Origin of the sequence: Burkholderia sp. 9777_1386 (assembly GCF_015712265.1) — a bacterium.
Classification (GTDB): Bacteria; Pseudomonadota; Gammaproteobacteria; order Burkholderiales; family Burkholderiaceae; genus Burkholderia; species Burkholderia cenocepacia.
Map to the genome: position 1 here is coordinate 15,439 of NZ_JACCQB010000011.1, position 22,064 is coordinate 37,502.

General features: G+C 67.8%; 21 protein-coding genes. 7 read left to right on the plus strand and 14 right to left on the minus strand.

What is annotated here, in order from left to right:
• Positions 1-6: 6 nt before the first annotated feature.
• From H0X91_RS11350 to H0X91_RS11385, 8 genes are all read right to left on the minus strand, one after another.
• The gene (locus tag H0X91_RS11350) at positions 7-1,026 is read right to left on the minus strand and encodes an ABC transporter permease (RefSeq protein ID WP_006484124.1); all 1,020 of its coding nucleotides are present in this window, start codon (positions 1,024-1,026) and stop codon (positions 7-9) included.
• The gene (locus H0X91_RS11355) at positions 1,023-2,636 is read right to left on the minus strand and encodes a sugar ABC transporter ATP-binding protein (RefSeq protein ID WP_196433047.1); all 1,614 of its coding nucleotides are present in this window, start codon (positions 2,634-2,636) and stop codon (positions 1,023-1,025) included. Before H0X91_RS11355 ends, H0X91_RS11350 begins: the two co-directional genes overlap by 4 nt.
• Positions 2,637-2,781: 145 nt before the next feature.
• Entirely contained in the window at positions 2,782-3,732 is a 951-nt protein-coding gene (locus H0X91_RS11360) for a sugar ABC transporter substrate-binding protein (protein ID WP_006484190.1), read from the minus strand.
• A 725-nt stretch (positions 3,733-4,457) separates the two neighbouring features.
• On the minus strand, positions 4,458-5,384 hold the full coding sequence (locus tag H0X91_RS11365; protein ID WP_006484201.1) for a CysB family HTH-type transcriptional regulator: 927 nt from the start codon (positions 5,382-5,384) through the stop codon (positions 4,458-4,460).
• Positions 5,385-5,459: 75 nt separating this feature from the next.
• Positions 5,460-6,518, minus strand: coding sequence for a sulfate/molybdate ABC transporter ATP-binding protein (locus H0X91_RS11370; protein ID WP_058901429.1), 1,059 nt, complete (start codon positions 6,516-6,518; stop codon positions 5,460-5,462).
• Positions 6,519-6,531: 13 nt separating this feature from the next.
• Positions 6,532-7,476, minus strand: coding sequence for a sulfate ABC transporter permease subunit CysW (cysW, locus tag H0X91_RS11375; protein ID WP_006484215.1), 945 nt, complete (start codon positions 7,474-7,476; stop codon positions 6,532-6,534).
• A complete protein-coding gene (gene cysT / locus H0X91_RS11380) occupies positions 7,473-8,366 on the minus strand; it encodes a sulfate ABC transporter permease subunit CysT (RefSeq protein ID WP_058901428.1) in 894 nt (297 codons plus the stop codon). The genes cysW and cysT overlap by 4 nt, the downstream gene beginning before the upstream one ends.
• A gap of 123 nt (positions 8,367-8,489) precedes the next feature.
• Complete coding sequence (locus H0X91_RS11385; RefSeq protein ID WP_048986575.1) at positions 8,490-9,527, minus strand: sulfate ABC transporter substrate-binding protein; 1,038 nt, start codon at positions 9,525-9,527, stop codon at positions 8,490-8,492.
• 264 nt (positions 9,528-9,791) lie between these two features.
• Between H0X91_RS11385 and lexA the strand changes: the two genes are divergently transcribed.
• From lexA to H0X91_RS11400, 3 genes are read left to right on the plus strand one after another with little or no spacing between them, the layout of a single operon-like run.
• Entirely contained in the window at positions 9,792-10,439 is a 648-nt protein-coding gene (lexA, locus tag H0X91_RS11390) for a transcriptional repressor LexA (RefSeq protein ID WP_006484226.1), read from the plus strand.
• A 26-nt stretch (positions 10,440-10,465) separates the two neighbouring features.
• Positions 10,466-10,801 carry a hypothetical protein gene (locus H0X91_RS11395; protein WP_006484149.1) on the plus strand — a complete coding sequence of 112 codons (336 nt, stop codon included), beginning with the start codon at positions 10,466-10,468 and terminating at the stop codon, positions 10,799-10,801.
• Between the two features lie 29 nt (positions 10,802-10,830).
• Positions 10,831-11,550 (plus strand): DUF2939 domain-containing protein, encoded by a 720-nt coding sequence (locus tag H0X91_RS11400; protein WP_006484209.1) that lies wholly within the window; start codon positions 10,831-10,833, stop codon positions 11,548-11,550.
• A gap of 87 nt (positions 11,551-11,637) precedes the next feature.
• Here H0X91_RS11400 and H0X91_RS11405 read toward each other — a convergent pair whose 3' ends face one another.
• Complete coding sequence (locus tag H0X91_RS11405) at positions 11,638-12,135, minus strand: universal stress protein (protein ID WP_006484144.1); 498 nt, start codon at positions 12,133-12,135, stop codon at positions 11,638-11,640.
• Positions 12,136-12,465: 330 nt separating this feature from the next.
• Here H0X91_RS11405 and nodI point away from each other — a divergent pair, with 330 nt between their 5' ends.
• Both nodI and H0X91_RS11415 read left to right on the plus strand, forming a co-directional pair.
• Positions 12,466-13,380, plus strand: a complete 915-nt coding sequence (gene nodI, locus H0X91_RS11410) for a nodulation factor ABC transporter ATP-binding protein NodI (RefSeq protein ID WP_058901426.1) — start codon at positions 12,466-12,468, stop codon at positions 13,378-13,380.
• 6 nt (positions 13,381-13,386) lie between these two features.
• Positions 13,387-14,220 (plus strand): ABC transporter permease, encoded by an 834-nt coding sequence (locus H0X91_RS11415; RefSeq protein ID WP_058901425.1) that lies wholly within the window; start codon positions 13,387-13,389, stop codon positions 14,218-14,220.
• A 37-nt stretch (positions 14,221-14,257) separates the two neighbouring features.
• Here the strand turns inward: H0X91_RS11415 and H0X91_RS11420 are convergent, their stop codons facing one another.
• From H0X91_RS11420 to H0X91_RS11435, 4 genes are all read right to left on the minus strand, one after another.
• Positions 14,258-14,680 carry a hypothetical protein gene (locus H0X91_RS11420; protein ID WP_006484198.1) on the minus strand — a complete coding sequence of 141 codons (423 nt, stop codon included), beginning with the start codon at positions 14,678-14,680 and terminating at the stop codon, positions 14,258-14,260.
• 101 nt (positions 14,681-14,781) lie between these two features.
• Positions 14,782-15,840: a permease gene (locus H0X91_RS11425; RefSeq protein WP_006484180.1), complete on the minus strand. Its 1,059-nt coding sequence runs from the start codon at positions 15,838-15,840 to the stop codon at positions 14,782-14,784.
• Positions 15,837-16,967, minus strand: coding sequence for a tRNA 2-selenouridine(34) synthase MnmH (gene mnmH / locus H0X91_RS11430; protein WP_034201819.1), 1,131 nt, complete (start codon positions 16,965-16,967; stop codon positions 15,837-15,839). Before mnmH ends, H0X91_RS11425 begins: the two co-directional genes overlap by 4 nt.
• A gap of 64 nt (positions 16,968-17,031) precedes the next feature.
• Complete coding sequence (locus H0X91_RS11435) at positions 17,032-17,985, minus strand: LysR substrate-binding domain-containing protein (RefSeq protein ID WP_060211538.1); 954 nt, start codon at positions 17,983-17,985, stop codon at positions 17,032-17,034.
• 162 nt (positions 17,986-18,147) lie between these two features.
• On the opposite strand from H0X91_RS11435, the gene H0X91_RS11440 reads away from it, so the two are divergent.
• Positions 18,148-19,569, plus strand: coding sequence for a M20 family metallopeptidase (locus H0X91_RS11440; protein ID WP_062910669.1), 1,422 nt, complete (start codon positions 18,148-18,150; stop codon positions 19,567-19,569).
• 35 nt (positions 19,570-19,604) lie between these two features.
• On the plus strand, positions 19,605-20,891 hold the full coding sequence (locus H0X91_RS11445) for an MFS transporter (protein WP_006495224.1): 1,287 nt from the start codon (positions 19,605-19,607) through the stop codon (positions 20,889-20,891).
• 77 nt (positions 20,892-20,968) lie between these two features.
• Here the strand turns inward: H0X91_RS11445 and H0X91_RS11450 are convergent, their stop codons facing one another.
• Positions 20,969-22,021 carry an NADP(H)-dependent aldo-keto reductase gene (locus H0X91_RS11450; RefSeq protein WP_062910670.1) on the minus strand — a complete coding sequence of 351 codons (1,053 nt, stop codon included), beginning with the start codon at positions 22,019-22,021 and terminating at the stop codon, positions 20,969-20,971.
• Between the last annotated feature and the right edge of the window lie 43 nt (positions 22,022-22,064).

Below are 22,064 nucleotides of genomic sequence, written 5' to 3' on the forward strand. Positions count from 1 at the left end.
TGTCTTCTACCGCACGCGTGCGCGCCGGCTGCGATACGTATCGAGCACGACCGCCACCACGATCACCGCGCCCGTGATGATCCGTTTGGTCGGCTCGTTCGCACCGATCTGCGCCAGCCCAGCGGCCAGCACGGAGATGATCAACACGCCGAAGAACGTGCTGATCACCGAGCCGCGCCCGCCCATCAGGCTCGTGCCGCCGATCACGACGGCGGCGATCACCTGCAGCTCGAGGCCCGCGCCCGCGTTCGGATCGGCCGCCTCGAGCCGCGAAATCTGGAACAGCGACGCGAGCCCCGCGAGCGCGCCCATCAGTGCGAATACGAGAATTTTATACGGCCGCGGGTTAACCCCCGCAAGTCGCACCGCTTCCTCGTTCGTGCCGATCCCGACCAGATAGCGTCCGAACACGGTGCGCGTGAGCACGAACTGGGCCGCGATCATCACCGCGACCGCGATCAGGAATGCCGGCGAAATGCCCAGCGCGATCGGGTTCGACAGGAAATCGAACGCATCGCCGATATACGCGGTGCGCGAATTCGTCAGCTGGTACGCGAGGCCGCGCGCGGCCTCCAGCACGCCGAGCGACACGATGAACGACGGAATCCGCCAGCCGACCGTGACCGCGCCGGTCAGCGCGCCCGTCGCGGTCGCGACCGCGATCCCGATCAGCGCGGCCGGCAGCGGCCCCCACTGCCATTTCAGCGCGGCGACGCTGACCATCGACGCGGCCAGCGCGAGCACCGAGCCGACCGACAGGTCGATCCCGGCGATGATCAGCACGAAGGTCATTCCGACCGACATCACGACGAGATCGGGAATCTGGTTCGCGATCGTGCTGAACGTGTCGTAGGTCAGGAAATGCGAACTCAGCACGGAGAACAGCGCGATCATCGCGGCCAGCGCGCCGGCCAGCCCGAGATAGTTCGACAGGCCGAGCCGCGTGCCGGACAGCGTGCGCGCGCGGCGCCCCGTCACGTCCTGCTGCGCGCCTGCGTCGGTCGGGGATACGGGAGGCTGGGTCATTGCTGTGGTCCTGTCGTCGAAGTGCCTGGAGCGGCGCCGTGCGCCTGCCCCGCGTCCGGATGCTGCATGGCCGCCGCCGGCGTCTCGCGGCCGAAGCCGGCGAACGCCGCGGCCAGCAGCGCATCCTGGGTCCAGTTGCCGCGCTCGAACACGGCGGTCATGCGGCCGGCCGACATCACGCCGATCCGGTCGCAGATCAGCATCAGCTCGCGCAGGTCGCTCGATACGACCACGAGCGCGCGGCCTTCGCGCGCGAGCGCGCCCATCAAAGTGTAGATCTCGAATTTGGCGCCGACGTCGATCCCGCGGGTCGGCTCGTCGAACAGCAGCACGCCCATGTCGCGCGCGAGCCAGCGGCCGATCACGACCTTCTGCTGGTTGCCGCCCGACAGCTCGCCGACCGGCTGCGCCGCCCCGTGCGTGCGGATTCGCAGCGCGTCGATCTGCTGCTCGGCCAGCGCCGTTTCGCGCCCCGAATCGACGATGCCGCCACGCGCGAGCCGGTCGAGCTGGCCGAGCGACACGTTCGCGGTGATCGACTGCGACAGCAGCAGCCCTTCGCCCTTGCGATCCTCGGTGATCAGCGCGATGCCGTGCTTCACCGCGTCGACGGGCGACGCGATCCGCGCCGGCTTCAGCGGCTGGCCGACGGCGATCGTGCCGGCATCCGGCGTATCGGCGCCGTAGATCAGTCGCAGCAGCTCGGTGCGCCCCGCGCCGATCAGCCCCGAGATGCCGAAGATCTCGCCCGCGCGCACCTCGAGCGACACGTCGCGCACGGCCGTCCCGCGCGTGAGGCCCGATACGGCGAGCCGCGGCGCGCCGAAACGACGTTCGCCGAGATCGATGTGTTCGCCGATCTCGCGCCCGACCATCAGCGTGACGAGCCCGTCGGACGTCGTCTTCGCCATGTCGCCCGCATGCACGAGCCGGCCGTCGCGCAACACCGCGACGCGCTCGGCCACGCGCGCGAGCTCTTCGAGCCGGTGCGAGATGTAGACGATCGCGACGCCGCGCGCCTTCAGCCGGTCGATCTGCTCGAACAGCAGCTCGACTTCGCGCGCGGTCAGCATCGCGGTCGGCTCGTCGAGGATCAGCACGCGACAGTCGCCGATCAGGTTGCGCGCAATCTCGACCATCTGCTGGTGGCCGATGCCGAGCGCGCCGACCGGCGTATCGGGATCGACCGCGTCGAGCCCGACCTGCGCCATCGCGGCGCGGGCGTCGTCGCGCAGCCGCGCGCGGTCGATGATCCCGAAGCGCCGCGGCAGGCGGTTCAGGAACAGGTTTTCGGCGACGGTCAGCGTCGGCAGCAGGTTCAGCTCCTGCATCACCATGCGCACGCCGAGCGCCTCGCCCTGCGTGCGGCTCGCCGGCGCATAGGCCTCGCCGCCGAGTTGCATCGTGCCGGTGGTCGGGTCGACGAGCCCGCCGATGATCTTCGACAGCGTGCTCTTGCCGGCGCCGTTCTCGCCCGTCAGCGCGAGCGCCTGGCCCGCGTCGAGCGTCAGCGTGACGTCGGCGAGCACGGGTTCGGCATAGGTTTTGCCGATGCCGGATACGGACAGCACGGGATGGGCTGAACGGGAGGGTTGGAAGGTCGGTTCCATCGCGATCCTGGTTGCGGCCGCGCGCACGGGGCGCGCGGGTATGACGCTCACAAGTGCATGTGCATGCAGTGGCCGTGATCGCGCTCACACCGGATAACGGCCGCCGCGCCGGATTCTTGAGGGCAGCGGCCGCACCGGGGCGGCGTTACTTCGTCACGAGATCCACCGGCGTCTCGACCACGCCGGACATGTCGGCCTGCTTGCGATGCTCGGCGATCGCCTTGAGCGCCGTGTCGATGCCGAACACGGCCTGCTTCGCCGCGTACTGGTCGGCGGTCGCGAGCACGCGGCCGTCCTTCAGCATCGGCTTGATCGCGTTGATGTTGTCGTAGCCGACCACGAGCACCTTGCCCTGCTTGCCGGCCGCGCGCACGGCCGACACGGCGCCGATCGCCATGTTGTCGTTACCGCACAGCAGCGCCTTCAGGTTCGGGTATTCGTTGAGCATCGCGGCGGCCACCGCATTGCCCTTATCGATCTCCCATTCGCCCGACTGCACCGACACGACCTTCATCCCGCCCGCCTTCATCGCGTCCTGGAAGCCGGCCGTGCGCTGCTGCGCGTTGGTCGTCGTCGACACGCCTTCGACGATGCCGACCTGGTCGCCCGCCTTCAGCCGCTTCGCGAGGTAGTCGCCGATCTTGCGCGCGCCCTTGCGGTTGTCCGGGCCGACGAACGGCACGTTCAGGTTCTTCGACTTCAGCACGTCGGGGTCGAGCCGGTTGTCGATGTTCACGACGATGATGCCCGCGTCGACGGCCTTCTTCACGACCGGCACGAGCGCCTTCGAATCGGCGGGTGCGATCACAATCGCGTCGACCTTCGAGACGATCATCTGCTCGACGATGCGGATCTGGTTCGCGGTGTCGGTTTCGTCCTTGATGCCGTTGGTGATCAGGTCGAACTGGTTCGCGTTGTGTTTCTGGTATTCCTTCGCGCCCGTTTCCATGGTCAGGAAGAACTCGTTGGCGAGCGACTTCATCACGAGCGCGACCTTCGGCTTGCCCGCCGATTGCGCGTGGACGGCCGGTGCGGCGGCCACCGCGACGGCGGCGAGCGCGGCGGTCAGGAAGCGACGGCGAAAGCGGACATTCATACACATCTCCTGGCGACTGGCCCGAAGGGCCGGATTGTTGTTTGACTGTTGTTTTAATGTGAGCAAACGTTTGCGCCACACTACCCGGGCAATGGCCATCGATGCTGCTGTCGGTACCACGGAATGGAAGCGAGGCAGACGGCCGACTGCCTGGCGCGTGCTGTCGTTGACGCGCCACCGCCGGCGGGAGGCCGGCGGAGTGAAGGCTATGCTGTACCGATTCGCTTCGGCGCGCAACCTGTCTGATCAATATTTAAGGGTTTATTCGGAGCGCGCGAGCGCGCTTCACGACGCGCAAATACGACACTCGCGATGCCGACGGCGGCTCGCCGGAGCGCTTCGCAGGCGGCTGGCCAGCGAGGAAGCGGATCGTTCCGGACAACGCGCTCGCGTCGACCGTCGGCACGAAGCTCGGCCGCATTCGCTGTCGCGACATGTCGTCGACCGTGACGGAACCGCGCGGCGATTCGCACGCGCGGCCTTGTGAATGAGGACGACTGCCGATCGTGCGTTCCGCGCCGAGGCCCGGCGTTGCAGGTCGTTCTTGTTTTTCTGTTGGTCGGAAACATGGGGCGATCGTCGCCTGGCGCGGGATCGCTCGGCGGGTGCTTCAGCCGTGATGGCGGCCATCGCCTGTCGCGCCCGGCGCCGTATGCGGCACCGCACGCGGGGTGCAAGTCGCGCCATCCGCGGCAACGGCCCGGACGGCGCGCGACGTGCACCGGTCAAACGGCTTCGCGCAACAGCCCGGCGATTTCCGCTTCGTTCAGGTGCGGGGCGAACATTTCGATCAGCCGGTACGCGTACGCACGCAGGAACGCGCCCTTGCGCAGCCCGACCCGCGTCGTGCTCGCCTCGAACAGGTGCTGCGTATCGAGCGCGACGAGCCCCGTGTCGCGCTGCGGATCGTAGGCCATCGCCGCGACCACGCCGATCCCCATCCCGAGTTCGACGTAGGTCTTGATCACGTCCGCATCGATCGCGGTCAGCACCACGTCGGGCACGGCGCCCGCCTGCGTGAACGCCTGGTCGATGTGCGAGCGGCCCGTGAAGTCCTGGTCGTACGTGATGATCGGGTATTCGGCGATCTCCTCGAGCGTCAGGTTCTCGCGGCCGACGAGCGGGTGGCCCTTCGGCACGACGACCGTGTGGTGCCACGAATAGCACGGGAACGTGACGATGTCCGGATAGCGGTCGAGCGCCTCGGTCGAGATGCCGAGATCGGCCTCGCCGTTCAGGATCATCTGTGCGATCTGCTGCGGGCTGCCCTGGCGCAGCGCGAGATGCACCTTCGGGAACACGTCGGTGAACTGCCGGATCACCTTCGGCAGTGCGTAACGCGCCTGCGTGTGCGTCGTCGCGACGACGAGGTGGCCGCTATCCTGATCGGCAAACTGGCGCGCGACGCGGCGCAGGTTCTCGGCGTCGAGCAGCATCCGCTCGATCAGCTGGTGCACGGCCTTGCCGGGCTCCGTCAGCCCCGTCAGCCGCTTGCCGCGCCGGATGAAGATGTCGACGCCCAGCTCGTCCTCGAGATCCTTGATCTGCTTCGACACGCCCGACTGCGATGTGTACAGCACGTTCGCGACTTCCGTCAGGTTCATGTTCTGGCGCACCGCTTCGCGCACGAACCGCAATTGCTGAAAATTCATGGGTATGCCTCTTAGGCTGTCGTTGTTTGATTGTCGAATCGGAGCGATGCCCGCCCTCTGCCCTGCATTGTCTCGTCAACGCGCGGGAAATACCCGCACGGCGCGCGGCACGGCCGTCGCACCGTCGCCGACCTGCAGCGACAGCGCCCGCCATGCGTCGCGGTCGAGTTCCGCCTCGAGCGCGCCGCCCGCGCGCGCCTCGAGCTCCACGCGCACCGAACCGCCGAGCGGAATCACGCGCCGCACGTCCACCGCGATGCCGTCGCGGTGCCCTTCGCCCGCCGGCCACAGCTGCAGATCGTGCGGCCGCACGTACGCGTGCGCGGGGCCCGCGAAATCGGCGTCGACCTCGATCGGCGCGGCCGCGCCTTCCGCGACGAAGCCGCGCCCGGCAACCGTGCCCGGCAGCCGGTTCGCCGCGCCGAGGAACTCGTATACGAACGCGCTTTGCGGATGATCGTAGACGTCCTGCGGGCTGCCGACCTGCTCGACGTGGCCGCGATTCAGCACGACGATGCGATCGGCCACTTCGAGCGCCTCTTCCTGGTCGTGCGTGACGAAGATCGTCGAGATGTGCAGGTCGTCGTGCAGGCGACGCAGCCAGCCGCGCAGCTCCTTGCGGACCTTCGCGTCGAGCGCGCCGAACGGTTCGTCGAGCAGCAGCACCTTCGGCTCGACCGCGAGCGCGCGGGCGAGCGCGATACGCTGACGCTGCCCGCCCGACAGCTCGGACGGATAGCGCTGCGCGAGCCAGTCGAGCTGCACCAGCTTGAGCAGCTCGTGCACCTTGTCGCGAATCGCGGCTTCCGACGGCCGCTCGCGGCGCGGCTTCACGCGCAGCCCAAACGCGACGTTCTCGAACACCGTCATGTGGCGGAACAGCGCGTAATGCTGGAACACGAAGCCGACCTGGCGGTCGCGCGCGCCGACCGACGCGACGTCGAGCCCCTGCAGCACGACTTGGCCGGCGTCCGCGTGCTCGAGGCCCGCGATCACGCGCAGCAGCGTGGTCTTGCCGCAGCCGGACGGGCCGAGCAGCGCGACCAGTTCGCCGGGCGGAAAGTCGAGCGACACGTTGTCGAGCGCCGTGAAATCGCCGAAGCGCTTCTGAAGGTTACGGACGGTGATACCCATTCTGGTTGCCTCTTTACGATTTCGACGAAACGGCGGCGACAGGGCCGGCATGTGCGGGAACGGCGTCGTGCGTGTCGGCCAGTTCGGCGGCGAGGTGACGCTCGGCGAGCAGCTTCAGCGCGAGCGTGACGAGCGCGAGCAGCGCCAGCACCGACGCCACCGCGAACGCCGCCGCGAAGTTGTATTCGTTGTACAGGATCTCGACGTGCAGCGGCATCGTGTCCGTCACGCCGCGGATGTGGCCCGACACGACCGACACCGCGCCGAACTCGCCCATCGCGCGTGCATTGCACAGGATCACGCCGTACAGCAGGCCCCACTTCACGTTCGGCAGCGTCACGCGGCGAAAGATCTGCCAGCCCGACGCGCCGAGCACGCGCGCGGCCTCTTCCTCGTCGGTGCCTTGCGCCTGCATCAGCGGAATCAGCTCGCGCGCGACGAACGGGAACGTGACGAAGATCGTCGCGAGCACGATGCCCGGCACTGCGAAGATGATCTGCACGTCGTGCCCCTGCAGCCACGGCCCGAGCCAGCCCTGCGCGCCGAACAGCAGCACGTATACGAGGCCCGAGATCACCGGCGACACCGAGAACGGCAGGTCGATCAGCGTCGTCAGCAGCGCCTTGCCGCGGAACTCGAACTTCGCGATCGCCCACGATGCGCACACGCCGAACACGAGGTTCAGCGGCACCGCGATCACGGCGACGGTCAGCGTCAGCTTGATCGCCGACCATGCATCGGGATCGGCCAGCGATTCGAAATAGAAGCCGACGCCCTTGCGCAGCGCCTCGACGAACACCGCGGCGAGCGGCACGACGAGGAAGAACGCGAGGAACGCCAGCGCGATGCCCGTGAGCAGCCAGCGCACGACGCGCGACTCGCTGACGGGATCGAGCCGCTTCGCGGCACGCGCGGCGGGCGACGGGGTTTTCAGCACGACGGTGGCCTCCTGGCTCATTGCTGGCCTCCTGCTGCGACGGCGGCGACAGCGGCGGGCGCCGGGCCGCTCGCGCCCTTGCTCGTCCGGCGCTGCAGATACCACTGCAGCGTGTTGATCAGCAGCAGCATCAGGAACGACACGACCAGCATCACGACCGCCAGCGCGGTCGCGCCCGCGTAGTCGTACTGCTCGAGCTTCGTGATGATCAGCAGCGACGTGATCTCGGATTTCATCGGCACGTTGCCGGCGATGAAGATCACCGAGCCGTATTCGCCCAGCGCACGCGCGAACGCGAGCGCGAAACCGGTGAGCAGCGCCGGCAGCACGGCCGGCAGCACGACGCGGCGGAACGTCAGCCAGCGCGACGCACCGAGGCACGCGGCGGCCTCTTCCTGCTCGCGCTCGAAATCCTCGAGCACCGGCTGCACGGTGCGCACGACGAACGGCAGCCCGATGAAGGTCAGCGCGACCAGCACGCCGGCCGGCGTAAACGCGATCTTGATGCCGAGCGGCGCCAGATACTGGCCGACCCAGCCGTTGGTCGCGTAGACGGCCGCGAGCGAGATGCCGGCCACCGAGGTCGGCAGCGCGAACGGCAGGTCGACGATCGCGTCGACGAGGCGCTTGAACGGGAACGTGTAGCGCACCAGCACCCACGCGACGAGGAAGCCGAACACGGCGTTGATCAGCGCGCCGCCGAGCGCTGCCGAGAACGTCAGCCGGTACGACGCGAGCACGCGCGGCGACATGACGGCGGTGACGAACTGGTCCCACGACAGCGTCGCGGTCTTCAGGAACGTGGCGGCGAGCGGAATCAGCACCACGAGGCTCAAATAGGCCACCGTGATGCCGAGTGTCACGCCGAAACCGGGCAGCGCGCTCGGCTTGCGAAAGGTGTACGTCGTCATCGGATGCTCTTGCTGGGTCGATGCTGCTCACGGGTCCGACGCAAACGCCGGCGCAGTGAATCGCGCCGGCGGGCCGTCGGGGATGCGGCGCGCTGTCGTGGCGCGCCGCTTGTCGTTATGGCGTTACTGCGGCTTGTAGATCGAGTCGAACACGCCGCCGTCCGCGAAATGCGTCTTCTGCGCATTCGTCCAGCCGCCGAACGTGTCGTCGACCGTGTACAGCTTCAGCTTCGGAAACTGCTTGGTCAGCTCCGCCGACACGTTCTTCGAACGCGGCCGGTAGTAGTTGCGCGCGGCGATTTCCTGGCCCTGCGGGCTGTACAGGAAATTCAGGTAGGCCTCGGCCAGCTTGCGCGTGCCTTTCTTGTCGACCACCTTGTCGACCACCGCGACGGGCGGCTCGGCCAGGATGCTCACCGACGGCACGACGATCTCGAACTTGTCGGTGCCGAATTCCTTGACCGACAGGAACGCCTCGTTTTCCCATGCGATCAGCACGTCGCCGATCCCGCGCTGCACGAAGCTCGTCGTCGCGCCCCGCGCGCCCGAATCGAGCACGCCTGCGTTCTTGTAGAGCTTCGTGACGAATTCCTTCGCCGTCTGCTCGTTGCCGCCCGGCTTGTGCAGCGCGTATGCCCAGGCGGCCAGGTAGTTCCAGCGCGCGCCGCCCGACGTCTTCGGGTTCGGCGTGACGATCGAGATGCCCGGCTTGGTCAGGTCGTCCCAGTCCTTGATCCCCTTCGGATTACCCTTGCGCACCAGGAACACGATCGTCGACGTGTACGGCGACGCGTTGTCGGGCAGGCGCTTCTGCCAATCTTTGGCCACGAGCCCCTTGTTCGCGAGCGCGTCGATGTCGTAGGCGAGCGCCAGCGTGACGACGTCGGCCTGCAGGCCATCGAGCACCGAGCGCGCCTGCGCGCCCGACCCGCCGTGCGACTGCTTGAAATTGACCGTTTCGCCCGTCTTCGCCTTCCACTCCTTGCCGAACGCCTGGTTGAAATCCTGATACAGCTCGCGCGTCGGGTCGTACGACACGTTCAGGAAAGTCGTATCGGCCTGGGCATGCGTCACGACGCCCAGCGCCGCCGCCGCGCCCAGCGCGAGTGTTGCGATCAGGCGGCCCACTCCGCCCACCAGCCCCGTGTTGCGCTTCGCCATCCTTGGTTCTCCAGTGTTGTCGGTATTGCGATGTCGGGCCAGTCTATCGAACGGGTTACATGATTAAAAATAATCGTTCCTCATTTTTTAATACTCAAAAGTGCTAACGCAGACGGGATGGACGGTTGCGGCGGATAAACCGGCGTCCGGGCGTCGCGAAATCGCGCCGGAACCGGCGCGATCGCGTCGAACCTCAAGTAACACTTGAAATTCACCAAGTACTGTATAAAAATACAGCTCACTGTCTATCCATACAGTTGAGCCATGACCAAACTCACCGCCCGTCAGCAGCAAGTGTTCGACTTGATCCGTCGCGCGATCGAGCGCTCCGGATTCCCGCCCACCCGCGCCGAGATCGCGGCCGAACTGGGCTTCAGCTCGCCGAACGCGGCCGAGGAGCACCTGCGCGCGCTGGCGCGCAAGGGCGTGATCGAGCTGGCCGCCGGTGCGTCGCGCGGCATCCGGCTGCTCGGCGTCGACGACGCCCCGCACCAGTTCACGCTGCCGCACGCCGCGCTGATGCAACTGTCGCTGCCGCTCGTCGGCCGCGTCGCGGCCGGTAGCCCGATCCTCGCGCAGGAGCACATCTCGCAGCACTACGCGTGCGATCCCGCGCTGTTCACCAGCAAGCCCGACTACCTGCTGAAGGTGCGCGGCCTGTCGATGCGCGACGCCGGCATTCTCGACGGCGACCTCCTCGCCGTGCAGAAGCGCACGGAAGCGAAGGACGGCCAGATCATCGTCGCGCGTCTGGGCGACGACGTCACGGTCAAGCGCCTGATGCGCCGGCCCGGCGGCCTCGAGCTGATCGCGGAGAACCCGGATTACGAAAACATCTTCGTCAAGGCCGGCAGCGCGGATTTCGCGCTGGAAGGCATCGCCGTCGGGCTGATTCGCTCGGGCGAACTCTGACATTCCGTCTCGCTCAGGAGAACATCATGGAACGCCTTGCCCGCCTGCTGCCTTTCCGTCAATTCGGTCGCCTGCGTCATCTGCGCGGCCGCACGCCCTGCGCACCGCTGTCCGCGGCGGCGCCTGTGCATGAAGAAGTCGCAGTCGAACGGCAGGCGTCCCTGCTGCCGTCAGCGCTGCCCGCGTTCGCGCGGGTATCGCTGAACGCCGGTCTGAATCACGCGGAACCCGCACGCCGCGCGCCGGTGCGCGTCTATCACGGCCGGTCGCGCTTGATCATGGTCGGCACGATCGATGCCGTCTGCCGAATGATCGATCGCTGCATCGCAGAGGAACGATCGGCCACGCCGGGCGGTCTCTGATTGCGGAACCTTCCCGCACCGGAGGCAACGTGACTGAATCGCCGCGCCGTACAGGGCGACTCAAGCCCCTGCTGATCGTCGCGCTGATCGTCGCCGTCATTGCGGCGCTCGGCTATGCGTACGCGTCGCCGTATGTCGCGCTCGGTCGCCTGAAATCGGCGATCGATGCGCGCGATGCGCAGGCGATCAGCGAGTATGTCGACTTTCCATCGCTGCGCATCAGCCTGAAGCAGCAGGTCACGGAAGAGTTGATGCGCCGGATCGACGCAGTGAAGAAGAACAACCCGTTCGCGGTGATCGGCGCGCTGATCGGGTCCGCGTTGATCGGTCCTCTGGTCGATGCGTACGCGACGCCGGAAGGCGTTGCCGCGCTGATGAGCGGAATGCCGCCGCGCGGCAATCCGGGCGAGCGTCCGCCTGAGTGGTCGAATCAGCCGCCGGCAGGCAATGCCCCCGGCACCACGCCTGCCGCACCGCCCGCCAATCCGGCGCCGGCAAGTGCGGGGGTATCGGGCAGCAACGCGGTCGCTTCAGCGGCATCGTCGCCGGCGCCCGCACCTGCCGCACCGGCCAGCCCGAGCGAAGCCACGCAAGCGCCGCACCAGCAGCAAACCAGCGCGGGCTACCGAAATATCGATGAATTCGTCGTGACGTATCAGCGCAGTGCCGACGGCACACGCTATGCGGCGATCTTTCACCGCTTCGGGCTGTTCTCGTGGAAATTGTCCGGGATCGACCTGCATGCGTAGCAGGCCACTCTGGACGCCTGCCGTGCTGATGCAGCGCGGTGCGTGACCGGCACGCATCGCCGGTCACGCAGTCGTCCAGTCTTTAGATCATTTGCCGTTCGCCGTGGCCGCCTCACGCTCGCGCGCGATTTCGGCCTTCTGCTCTTCCGCCGACGAACACGCCACCAGGATGCTGCAGTTCACGCGATCGAGCAGTTGCGTATTGCCCGACCCCATCCACCATCTCGACAATCCGCTGCGGCACCGGTGGCCGACGACGACGAGGTCGACTTTCAGCTCCGACGCGAGATTCGCGATTTCGTCGATCGGATACCCGAACGCGAAATGGCCTTCGGCCTGTACGCCGCGCTCACGCAGCCAGTTCACGCCTTCCTGCAGGATTTCGCGCGCGGTTTCCTCGAAGCGGCCGCATGCGACATCGGTCAGCAAACCTGCACTTTGCGCAATGCTCGAACGCATGTCGACGACCGACAGCAAATGCGTTTCGGCCTTCAGGTCCATTGCGAGATTGGCCCCGCAGCGCAGTGCCTTGCGCCCTTCGAGCGTGCCGTCGTAACACAGCAAAATCTTGTTGTAGCTAGCCATGAGACCTCCCTATCGCGACAACGAGCCTACGCATTCATCATGGTGCGCCGCAATTCAGGACGCAAGGGATGGAAAACGCTGATTCGCCCCGCGCGGCGCGTGCGCGATGATGCGGTGCACGATCGGTGCGCGCTTGCATCGCACCGGGCAGGCATGCCCTGAAGCGATGCAGCCGATGCACTAGAATGGCCCGTTCATACTCCAGCGGGCCACCGTACGCTGGCGTCGTGCGCTTCGGTCATGCCCATGTGACACGCATCCGTCCGATCCGTTCGCAAACCGGCCACGCTCGGGCAACGGAACGCGCCCGCTTACAACGACAACCTGCCCATGTCCGTCGCACCGATCGATTTCCGCAACGTCGAAAAGCGCTATGGCGACAAGCTGGTCGTCAACGGTCTGTCCTTCAACGTGAAGGCCGGCGAATGCTATGGCCTGCTCGGGCCGAACGGCGCCGGCAAGACCACGACGCTGAAGATGCTGCTCGGCCTCGCGCACCCCGATGCCGGCACCATTTCGCTATGCGGCGAACCGGTTCCATCGCTGGCGCGACATGCACGCCAGCGGGTCGGCGTCGTCCCGCAGTTCGACAATCTCGACCCCGACTTCACCGTACGCGAGAACCTGCTCGTCTTCAGCCGCTATTTCGGGATGTCGGCGCACGCCGCACGCACGCTCGTGCCGCCGCTGCTCGAATTCGCGAAGCTGGAAAACAAGGCCGACGCGAAGGTCGGCGAGCTGTCGGGCGGCATGAAGCGCCGCCTCACGCTCGCCCGTGCGCTCGTCAACGATCCCGACGTGCTGGTGCTCGACGAGCCGACGACGGGCCTCGATCCGCAGGCGCGGCACCTGATGTGGGAGCGGCTGCGTTCGCTGCTTGCGCGCGGCAAGACGATCCTGATCACCACGCACTTCATGGAAGAAGCCGAGCGGCTGTGCGATCGGCTGTGCGTGATCGAGGAAGGCCGCAAGATCGCCGAAGGCGCGCCGCATGCGCTGATCGAATCGGAGATCGGCTGCGACGTGATCGAGATCTACGGGCCCGATCCGGCCGCGCTGCGCGACGAGTTGTCGGCGTTCGCGAAGCACACGGAGATCAGCGGCGAGACGCTGTTCTGCTATGTGAGCGACCCCGAACCGCTCAGCGCGCGCCTGAAGGGCCGCGCGGGGTTGCGCTATCTGCATCGGCCGGCCAATCTGGAAGATGTGTTCCTGCGGCTCACGGGCCGCGAAATGCAGGACTGATCGATCATGGACGTCCGCAACTATTCCGCCACCACGCCATCGGCCCCGCCGCGCGAATCGCGCTTCGCGATCGCGATGCCCGCGAACGCGAGCAACTGGATCGCCGTCTGGCGGCGCAACTATCTCGTGTGGCGCAAGCTCGCGCTCGCGTCGATGTTCGGCAATCTCGCCGATCCGATGATCTACCTGTTCGGGCTGGGTTTCGGACTCGGCATGATGCTCGGCCATGTCGACGGCGTGTCGTATATCGCGTTCCTCGCGGCCGGCACGGTCGGGTCGAGCGTGATGATGTCCGCGAGCTTCGAGTCGATGTATTCGGGTTTCTCGCGGATGCACGTGCAGCGCACGTGGGAAGCGATCATGCACACGCCGCTCGCGCTCGGCGACATCGTGCTCGGCGAGATCGTGTGGGCGGCCAGCAAGGCGATGCTGTCAGGGGGCGCGATCATGCTGGTCGCGGGCGGGCTCGGCTACGCGCAGTTTCCGTCGATGCTCGCGGTGCTGCCCGTGATCGCGCTGGCCGGCCTCGCGTTCGCCAGCATCGCGATGATCGTCACGGCGCTCGCGCCGTCCTACGATTTCTTCATGTTCTATCAGACGCTCGCGCTGACGCCGATGCTGCTGCTGTCCGGCGTGTTTTTCCCGATCACGCAGTTGCCGCCGATCGCGCAGCACGCGGCGCGGGCGCTACCGCTCGCGAATGCGGTCGAGCTGATCCGGCCCGCGATGCTCGGCCGGCCGGCGACCGACATCGCGCTGCACGTCGCGGTGCTCGCCGGCTACGCGGTCGGCGGATTCCTGCTGTCCGCGTGGCTGTTCCGGCGGCGGATGATGCGCTGACGGCCGGCGCACCGGGCGCCGGCTTCATGCGACGACGTTACTCGTCGTCGTCGCTCCACGGAATTTCGACGTCGGTCAGGAACGCGACGGTCGCGAGCGGGCCGCCTTCCTGGCGGCCGAGCTTGCCGTCCGCGCGATGCCATTCGACGCGGAACTGCGTACCCGGATCGTCGGCCACCAGATACACCGTGCGCAGTTCTTCCTTGTCGGCTTCGTCCACCGGACCGTCGAACGACACCAGCATCTTCTGCGGCCACAGGCCGTTGACCGGATCGTAGATGCGATCGCCTTGCGGAATGTCGATGCTGGCCTCGACACCGATCGTTGCGGAGGCCTCGATGATCATCGTGCCGAGCGCTTGCAGCACGGCAGTCGCCCGCGCGGAATTGGCCTGGCGGATCGCGAGATCGCCGCGCGTCAGCGCCTTTTCGAGTCGAGGATGAATCTTCGGTTGGGTCATGCGTTTTCCTGTTTGCTTCTTGTAAAGGGCGCCGCACGCGTGAAGCCGCGGCGCCGGATGAATACGACGACGGCGCGCGACTGGCGCGCCGTTTGCGTGCGTCAGAACCCGAACGCGATCGCGAGCAAGCCGCTCGCGATCCCGAACACGACGACGAGCGTCGCGACGATCGCCAGCATGGTCGGCTTGAACGAACGCGCGAGCATCGCGAGCGACGGCACGCTGATCGGCGGCAGCGTCATCAGCAGCGCGGCGGCCGGACCGACGCCCATGCCGAGCGACAGCATCGCCTGGATGATCGGCACCTCGCCGGCCGTCGGGATCACGAACAGCATGCCCGCGACCGCGAATGCGACGATCCAGCCGAGATGATTGCCGATGTCCGGGCCGATATGCGGAAACAGCCACGCGCGCGCGGCGCCGAGCAGCAGCACGAGCACGATGTATTCGGGCACGAGCCGCACGGCCATGCGCGCGAGCAGTTTCATCCAGCGGACGAACGGATTGCCGGCCGCGGCCTGTTCGGCCGCCAGCGCGGCGAGCTGGGCATCGTCGATATTGCGGTCTTCAGGACGCGCGATGCGGTTCAGCAGGTAGCCGATCCCGAATACCATCGCGATGCCGAGCACGAGGCGCAGCGCGCTCCAGTGCCAGCCGAGCACGAAGCCCATGAACACCAGCGCCGCCGGGTTCAGCACCGTGTTGCCGAGCCAGAACGCGACCGCGCCGCCCGGCGATGCATGACGCGCCCGCAGCCCCGCTACAACCGGCGCCGCGCAGCACGTGCACATCATCCCCGGCAGCGACAGCAGCCCGCCCGCGGCGACACTGCCGAACCCGGTGCGGCCGAGCACGCGCGCTACCCAATGCGCGGGCAGCAGCGCCTGCACGGCCGAGCCGAGCAGCAGGCCGAGCACCATCGCCTGCCAGATCGCCTTGCCGTATGCCCACGCGTAGTCGAGCGCCGCCTTCAGCGACGGCTCGGGCGCCGCCGCCGACGTACCCATCAGGATCGACTGGCCGATCGAATGATGCTCGGCGGCAACGAACGCCTTGTTGTAGTACGGGAACCATTTCACATAGAAGAGCCCCGCGACCGCGATCAGCAGGAAGGTCATCCAGCCGAGGGCGGGACTGGGTTGGGTGCGTGTGGTCGTCATCGTGTGGTGAACGTCGATTGGTTTTTGTCGGTTTCGGATGTCGCGCCGCCAGCAAGCGCGGCCGATGCCGGCAACCCGGCGCGCGCGAGTTCGGCCAGCAGCATGCGCGCCTGATCGCGCACGTCGGCCGCGTTGGGCCGGAACGTGAACGTCAGCGCCCGGTTCGGCTTGTCGTACGTCGCACGGTAAGTGCGCGCGTAGGCGGGATCGTAATGCTTGTCGATCAGCTCGGTGAACAAATCGGCCCGCGCGCCGGCATCGATCAGCCCCTTCCAGCGCGTCACCTCTTCGCGGCTGTGCAGGCCGATCAGCCGATGAAGCTGCGCCTTGAACGCGTCCGGTTCGTCGAACAGGTGCGCGTAATCGTCCAGCAGGAACGCGATCCGCTCGTCGTGGGCCGCTTCGACCTGCACCCACGGCCCCGCGTGAAACGCTTCGATCAGCGCGATCGGCAACTGCACGAGCCCGATCCGGCGGCTTTCCGACTCGACGAACACCGGCCATTGAGGGTCGAAACGCCCGAGCGTCTCGACGAGCCCCGAATCGAACCCCTTCTGCGCCGGCTGCGGCTTGCCCGGTAGCGCGCCGAGCAGCGAACCGCGATGGCACGCGAGCGCTTCCAGGTCGAGCGTCTGCGCGCCGACGTCGCGCAGCGCGTTCAGCAGGCGCGTCTTGCCGCACCCCGTGTGGCCGACCAGCGCGATGTAGCGAAAGCGCGTCGGCAGCGACGCGAGGGTCGCGCACACCGACTGGCGGTACGCCTTGTAGCCGCCGTCGAGCTGGCGCGCCTTCCAGCCGATCAGGTTGAACCAGGTCGTCATCGAACCCGAGCGCTTGCCGCCGCGCCAGCAGTAGATCAGCGGCCGCCAGTTGCGCGGCCGGTCGGCGAAGGTCGTGTCGAGATGGCGCGCGATGTTGCGCGCGACGATCGCCGCGCCGACGCGCGTCGCCTCGTACGGCGACACCTGGCGGTACATCGTGCCGACGAGCACGCGCTCTTCGTTGCTGAGCACGGGCGCGTTCAGCGCGCCGGGAATATGGTCCTCGGCGAACTCGAGCGGCGTGCGCACGTCGATGATCTCGTCGAACTCGCCGGCGCGATCGAGGGTGACAATCAGGTTCTTCAATTTGGCGTCGAACAGGGGCGATGCGGCTCGTGGAGCCGCATGGGCACGGAAGGCGGATTGACGATTATCTCACGGGCCGGCGTCCCGGGCCGCGCGCGGTAGTCCGCGGCGGCGAGGCGGCCTGCATCGCGTCGATCAGGTGGTCGCGAAATGCACGCACCGACGCGGGCAGATCGCGCCCCGCCATCGTCTGTACCTGGATGCTGCGTTCGCGCAGTTGCGGGTTCGTCACGGGCACGACGACGAAGCCGTCCGCATCGGAGCGATCGCGCACCGACAGCAGCCCCGTGAACATCACCGCGCCGGTGCGCCGTGCGTAGCCGTACATCGCCGCGGTATTGTTGCTCGTCAGTTCGGGCTCGAGCAGCAGCCCGTCGAGCGCGCACGCGATGTCGATCAGCTGGCGCACCGTCGTGCCGGCCTCGGGCAGCACGTGCGCGTGGCGCGCGACATCGGCGAGCGACACCGCGTCGCGCGCCGCGAGCGGATGATCGTGCCGGACCAGCGCAAAGACGGGCGCGCGCTCCGTGTGGTCGACACGCACGCCCTTCTCCGGCGCGAGGCTGAAGGTCAACGCGATGTCCGCGTCGCCGTCGCGCACGCGCCGCGTCGCATCCGCCGGCGACACGACCCACACGGTGAAATCGACGCCCGGGTGGCGCGCCTTGAAGCTCGCGAGCACGCCGGGCAGGAAGTCGATCGCGAACCCTTCCGAGCATGCGATCTTCAGCAGGCTGCCGTGCAGCGCGTCGAGCCCGCCGATGTCCTTCATCACGTGCTCGGCCTCCAGCAGGCTGCGCTGCGCGAACGCCAGCAGCCGCTCGCCGGCTTCCGACAGCGCCATCCCGCGCGGCCGCCGCTCGAACAGCGGCGCGCCGAGCTCGCTCTCCAGCTTCGCGATCTGGCGGCTGATCGCCGACACGGCCACGTGCAGCCGCACGGACGCGTCGCTGATCGAGCCGGTACGCGCCACCTCGACGAAATACCGCAACGCCAGCCCATGCAGGAAAGCCGCCATCGTTCTGTCTCCGCGCCGCATCCGGCCGCGCTGCTTTGCCTTTTCGGCAAAGAAAGGTTCGAAATTCGATCATTGTGACAAAAAAACGGGCTTTCTAGAATCGATCGCACTTCACGTTGCGTGCACGGCCCGCGCGCAGCGGAACCACACGGGAGACACGCTTTGAGCCGTACCGCCGCCATCCAGCACGCGCTGAACCAGTTCGAATCCGGTGCGTTCTTCGCAACCCTGAGCCGCCGCGTCGGCCTGCGCACCGAAAGCCAGGAAAGCGGCAGCGACGCCGCGCTGCGCGCCTATCTGACCGACGAGATCGCGCCCGAGGCCGCCCGCCTCGGTTTCACGTCGCGGATCGTCGACAACCCCGTCGACGGCGGCGGCCCGTTCCTGCTCGCGTCGCGCCACGAAGACGACGCGCTGCCGACCGTGCTGATCTACGGCCACGGCGATGTCGTGCGCGGCTACGACGCGCAGTGGCGCGCGCCGCTGTCGCCGTGGACGCTCACGGCCGACGGCGACCGCTGGTACGGCCGCGGCAGCGCCGACAACAAGGGCCAGCACACGATCAACCTGGCCGCGCTGGCGAGCGTGCTCGATGCGCGCGGCGGCCGGCTCGGCTTCAACGCGAAGCTGCTGATCGAGATGGGCGAGGAAACCGGGTCGCCGGGCCTCGACGCGCTGTGCCGCCAGGAGCGCGACGCGCTCGCGGCCGACGTGCTGATCGCCTCCGACGGCCCGCGCATCGCCGCCGCGCGCCCGACGGTATTCCTCGGCTCGCGCGGCTCGGTCAACTTCACGCTGAGCCTGCGCGCCCGCGACGGTGCGCATCACTCCGGCAACTGGGGCGGACTGCTGCGCAACCCGGCGATCGTGCTCGCGCATGCGCTCGCGTGCCTCGTCGACGCGCGCGGCGCGATTCGCGTCGCGGGGCTGCGCCCGCCGCCGATCCCGGCCGCCGTGCGCGACGCACTCGCCGATCTTGCGGTCGGCGGCGGCCCCGGCGACCCGGCGCTCGACGCCGACTGGGGCGAGCCCGGCCTGTCCGCGGCCGAACGCGTGTTCGGCTGGAACACGTTCGAGATCCTCGCGTTCAAGGCCGGCAATCCGGAGCATCCCGTCAACGCGATCCCGCCCGCCGCGTATGCGCACTGCCAGTTGCGCTTCGTCGTCGGCACCGACTGGAAGGCGCTGCATGCGCACTTGCGCGCGCACCTCGATGCGCACGGCTTCGCCGACGTCGAGATCGACGTCGAACGCGGCGCACCGGCGACACGCGTGCCGCCGGACGATCCGTGGGTGCGCTGGGCCGTCGCGTCGCTCGCGCGCACGACCGGCAAGAAGCCCGCGATCCTGCCGAATCTGGGCGGCACGCTGCCGAACGACGTGTTTGCGGACACGCTCGGGCTGCCGACGCTGTGGGTGCCGCACTCGTACCCGGCGTGCTCGCAGCACGCGCCCGACGAGCATCTGCTCGCGAGCGTCGTCAGCGAGGGGCTGCAGATGATGGCCGGCCTCTTCTGGGATCTCGGCGACGACGCGCCGCCCGTTCGCCGCGCGGCATCCGCCGCGGCCGGCGCCGCCCTGTAACGCGCTTCGCCCCTTTCACGGGACCTGCACACACGATGAATACGACCACCCTGACCTCGCAGGACGCCGCGCGCCCCAGCGCCGCGAAGATCCGGCGCATCATCTTCGCGGCGTCGATCGGCAACGCACTCGAATGGTTCGACCTGATCGTCTACGGCTTCTTCGCGGTGACGATCGCCAAGCTGTTCTTCCCCGCCACGAGCGAAGCGACGTCGCTGATGCTGACGCTCGGCACGTTCGGGCTGTCCTATCTGATCCGGCCGATCGGCGGCTTCGTGCTCGGCGCGTACGCGGACCGCGCGGGCCGCAAGGCGTCGCTGCTGCTGTCGATCGCGATGATGATGGCCGGCACGCTGCTGATCGCGCTGATGCCGACCTATGCATCGATCGGCATTCTCGCGCCGCTCGGGATCATGCTGTCGCGGCTGATGCAGGGCTTTTCCGCCGGCGGCGAATTCGCGAGTTCGACCGCGTTTCTCGTCGAGCACGCGCCGCAGCGGCGCGGCTTCATGTCGAGCTGGCAGTTCGCGAGCCAGGGCCTCGCGACGTTGCTCGCGTCGGGCTTCGGCGCGCTGCTGACGGCCACGCTGACCTCCGCGCAACTCGAAAGCTGGGGCTGGCGCGTGCCGTTCCTGTTCGGCCTCGCGATCGGCCCGGTCGGGCTGTACATCCGCCGCTACGTCGACGAAGGCGTCGAGTTCAAGACGCAGGCGCGCTCCGAAGCGCCGGTGCGCGAACTATTCGCGGACCAGAAGCTGCGGCTGCTGCTGTCGGTCGGCGCGCTGGTGATCTCGACCGCGATCAACTACATGATCCTGTACATGCCGACCTACGCGATCAAGCAGCTCGGACTGCCTGCGTCGACCGGCTTCGCGGCGACGCTCGCGACGGGCTTCGTGCTGACGCTCGTCACGCCGGTCGTCGGCCATCTGTCCGACCGCACCGGGCGGATCCGCATGATGGCGGTCGCGGCCGTGCTGATGCTCGTCACCGTATGGCCGACGTTCGCGTGGCTCACGCGCCACGCGTCGTTCGCGACGATGCTCGCCGCACTCGTCTGGATCGGCGCGCTGAAGGCGATGTACTGCGGCGCGCTGCCGGCGCTGATGGCCGAACTGTTCCCGGCGCAGACGCGTGCCACCGGCCTCGCGGTCAGCTACAACACCGGCGTCACGCTGTTCGGCGGCTTCGCGCCGTTCGTCATCACCTGGCTGATCAGCACGACCGGCAACCGGCTGTCGCCGGCGCTCTATCTGATGGGATGCGCGCTGCTGAGCCTCGCCGCGCTGTTCGTCGCGCGCACCCGGCTGAAGATGCGCTGACGCGGAAAATGACGGCGCAGCGGTGCGCCGCCGACGCGGCCCGCCGCGGCATCGCTGTCGCGCGGGCCGCGCGCCGTTTACGGCGCCGGGTTCGGCTGCCGTTCGTGCAATGCGTCGATCTCGGCGAGGATCTCGTCGGACAGCGTCACGTCGATGCTGCCGATGTTTTCCTTCAACTGCTCGAGCGACGTCGCGCCGACCAGGTTGCTGCGCACGAACGGACGGCTGTTGACGAACGCGAGCGCCAGTTGCGCGGGCGACAACCCGTGACGCTGCGCGAGCGCGACGTAACGCGACGTCGCCTCGACGGCCTGCGGCTTGCTGTAGCGCTGGAAACGCTCGAACAGCGTGATGCGCGCGCCGGCCGGACGCGCGCCGTTCTCGTACTTGCCGGACAGCCAGCCGAACGCGAGCGGCGAATACGCGAGCAGGCCGACGCCGTCGCGATGCGTGAATTCCGACAGCCCGTTCTCGAACGTGCGGTTCAGCAGGCTGTACGGATTCTGGATGCTCGCGATGCGCGGCAACCCGAGCCGCTCGGCCGCGCGCAGGAACTGCGCGACACCCCACGGCGTTTCGTTCGACACGCCGATCGCGCGCACCTTGCCGGCCTTCACGAATTCCGCGAGCACGCCGAGCGTTTCCTCGATCGGCACCGTGTACGCGTCGTCGACCCACGGATACGCGGGACGGCCGAACGTGGTCGTGCTGCGATCGGGCCAATGCAGCTGGTAGAGATCGACGTAGTCGGTCTGCAGGCGCTTGAGGCTGCCGTCGAGCGCTTCGGTCAGGTTCTTGCGGTCGAACTGGTTGCCCTCGCCGCGAATATGGCGCGGATTGTGCGGCTGCCGCGCCGGCCCGGCGATCTTCGTCGCGACCACGATACGGTCGCGCTGCGCGCGATGCTGCGCGATCCAGGTGCCGATGTATTGCTCGGTGCGGCCCTGCGTGTCGGGCTTCGGCGGCACCGGATACATCTCCGCGGCGTCGATCAGCGTCACGCCCTGCCCGAGCGCGTAGTCGATCTGCTCGTGCGCGTCGCGCTCCGAATTCTGCTCGCCCCACGTCATCGTGCCGAGACCGATCAGGCTGACCTCGATGCCCGAATCGCCGAGTGTGCGGTATTCCATGCTGTTCCTGTCGCGTCGGTGGAAAGCAGGAACGCTATCACAT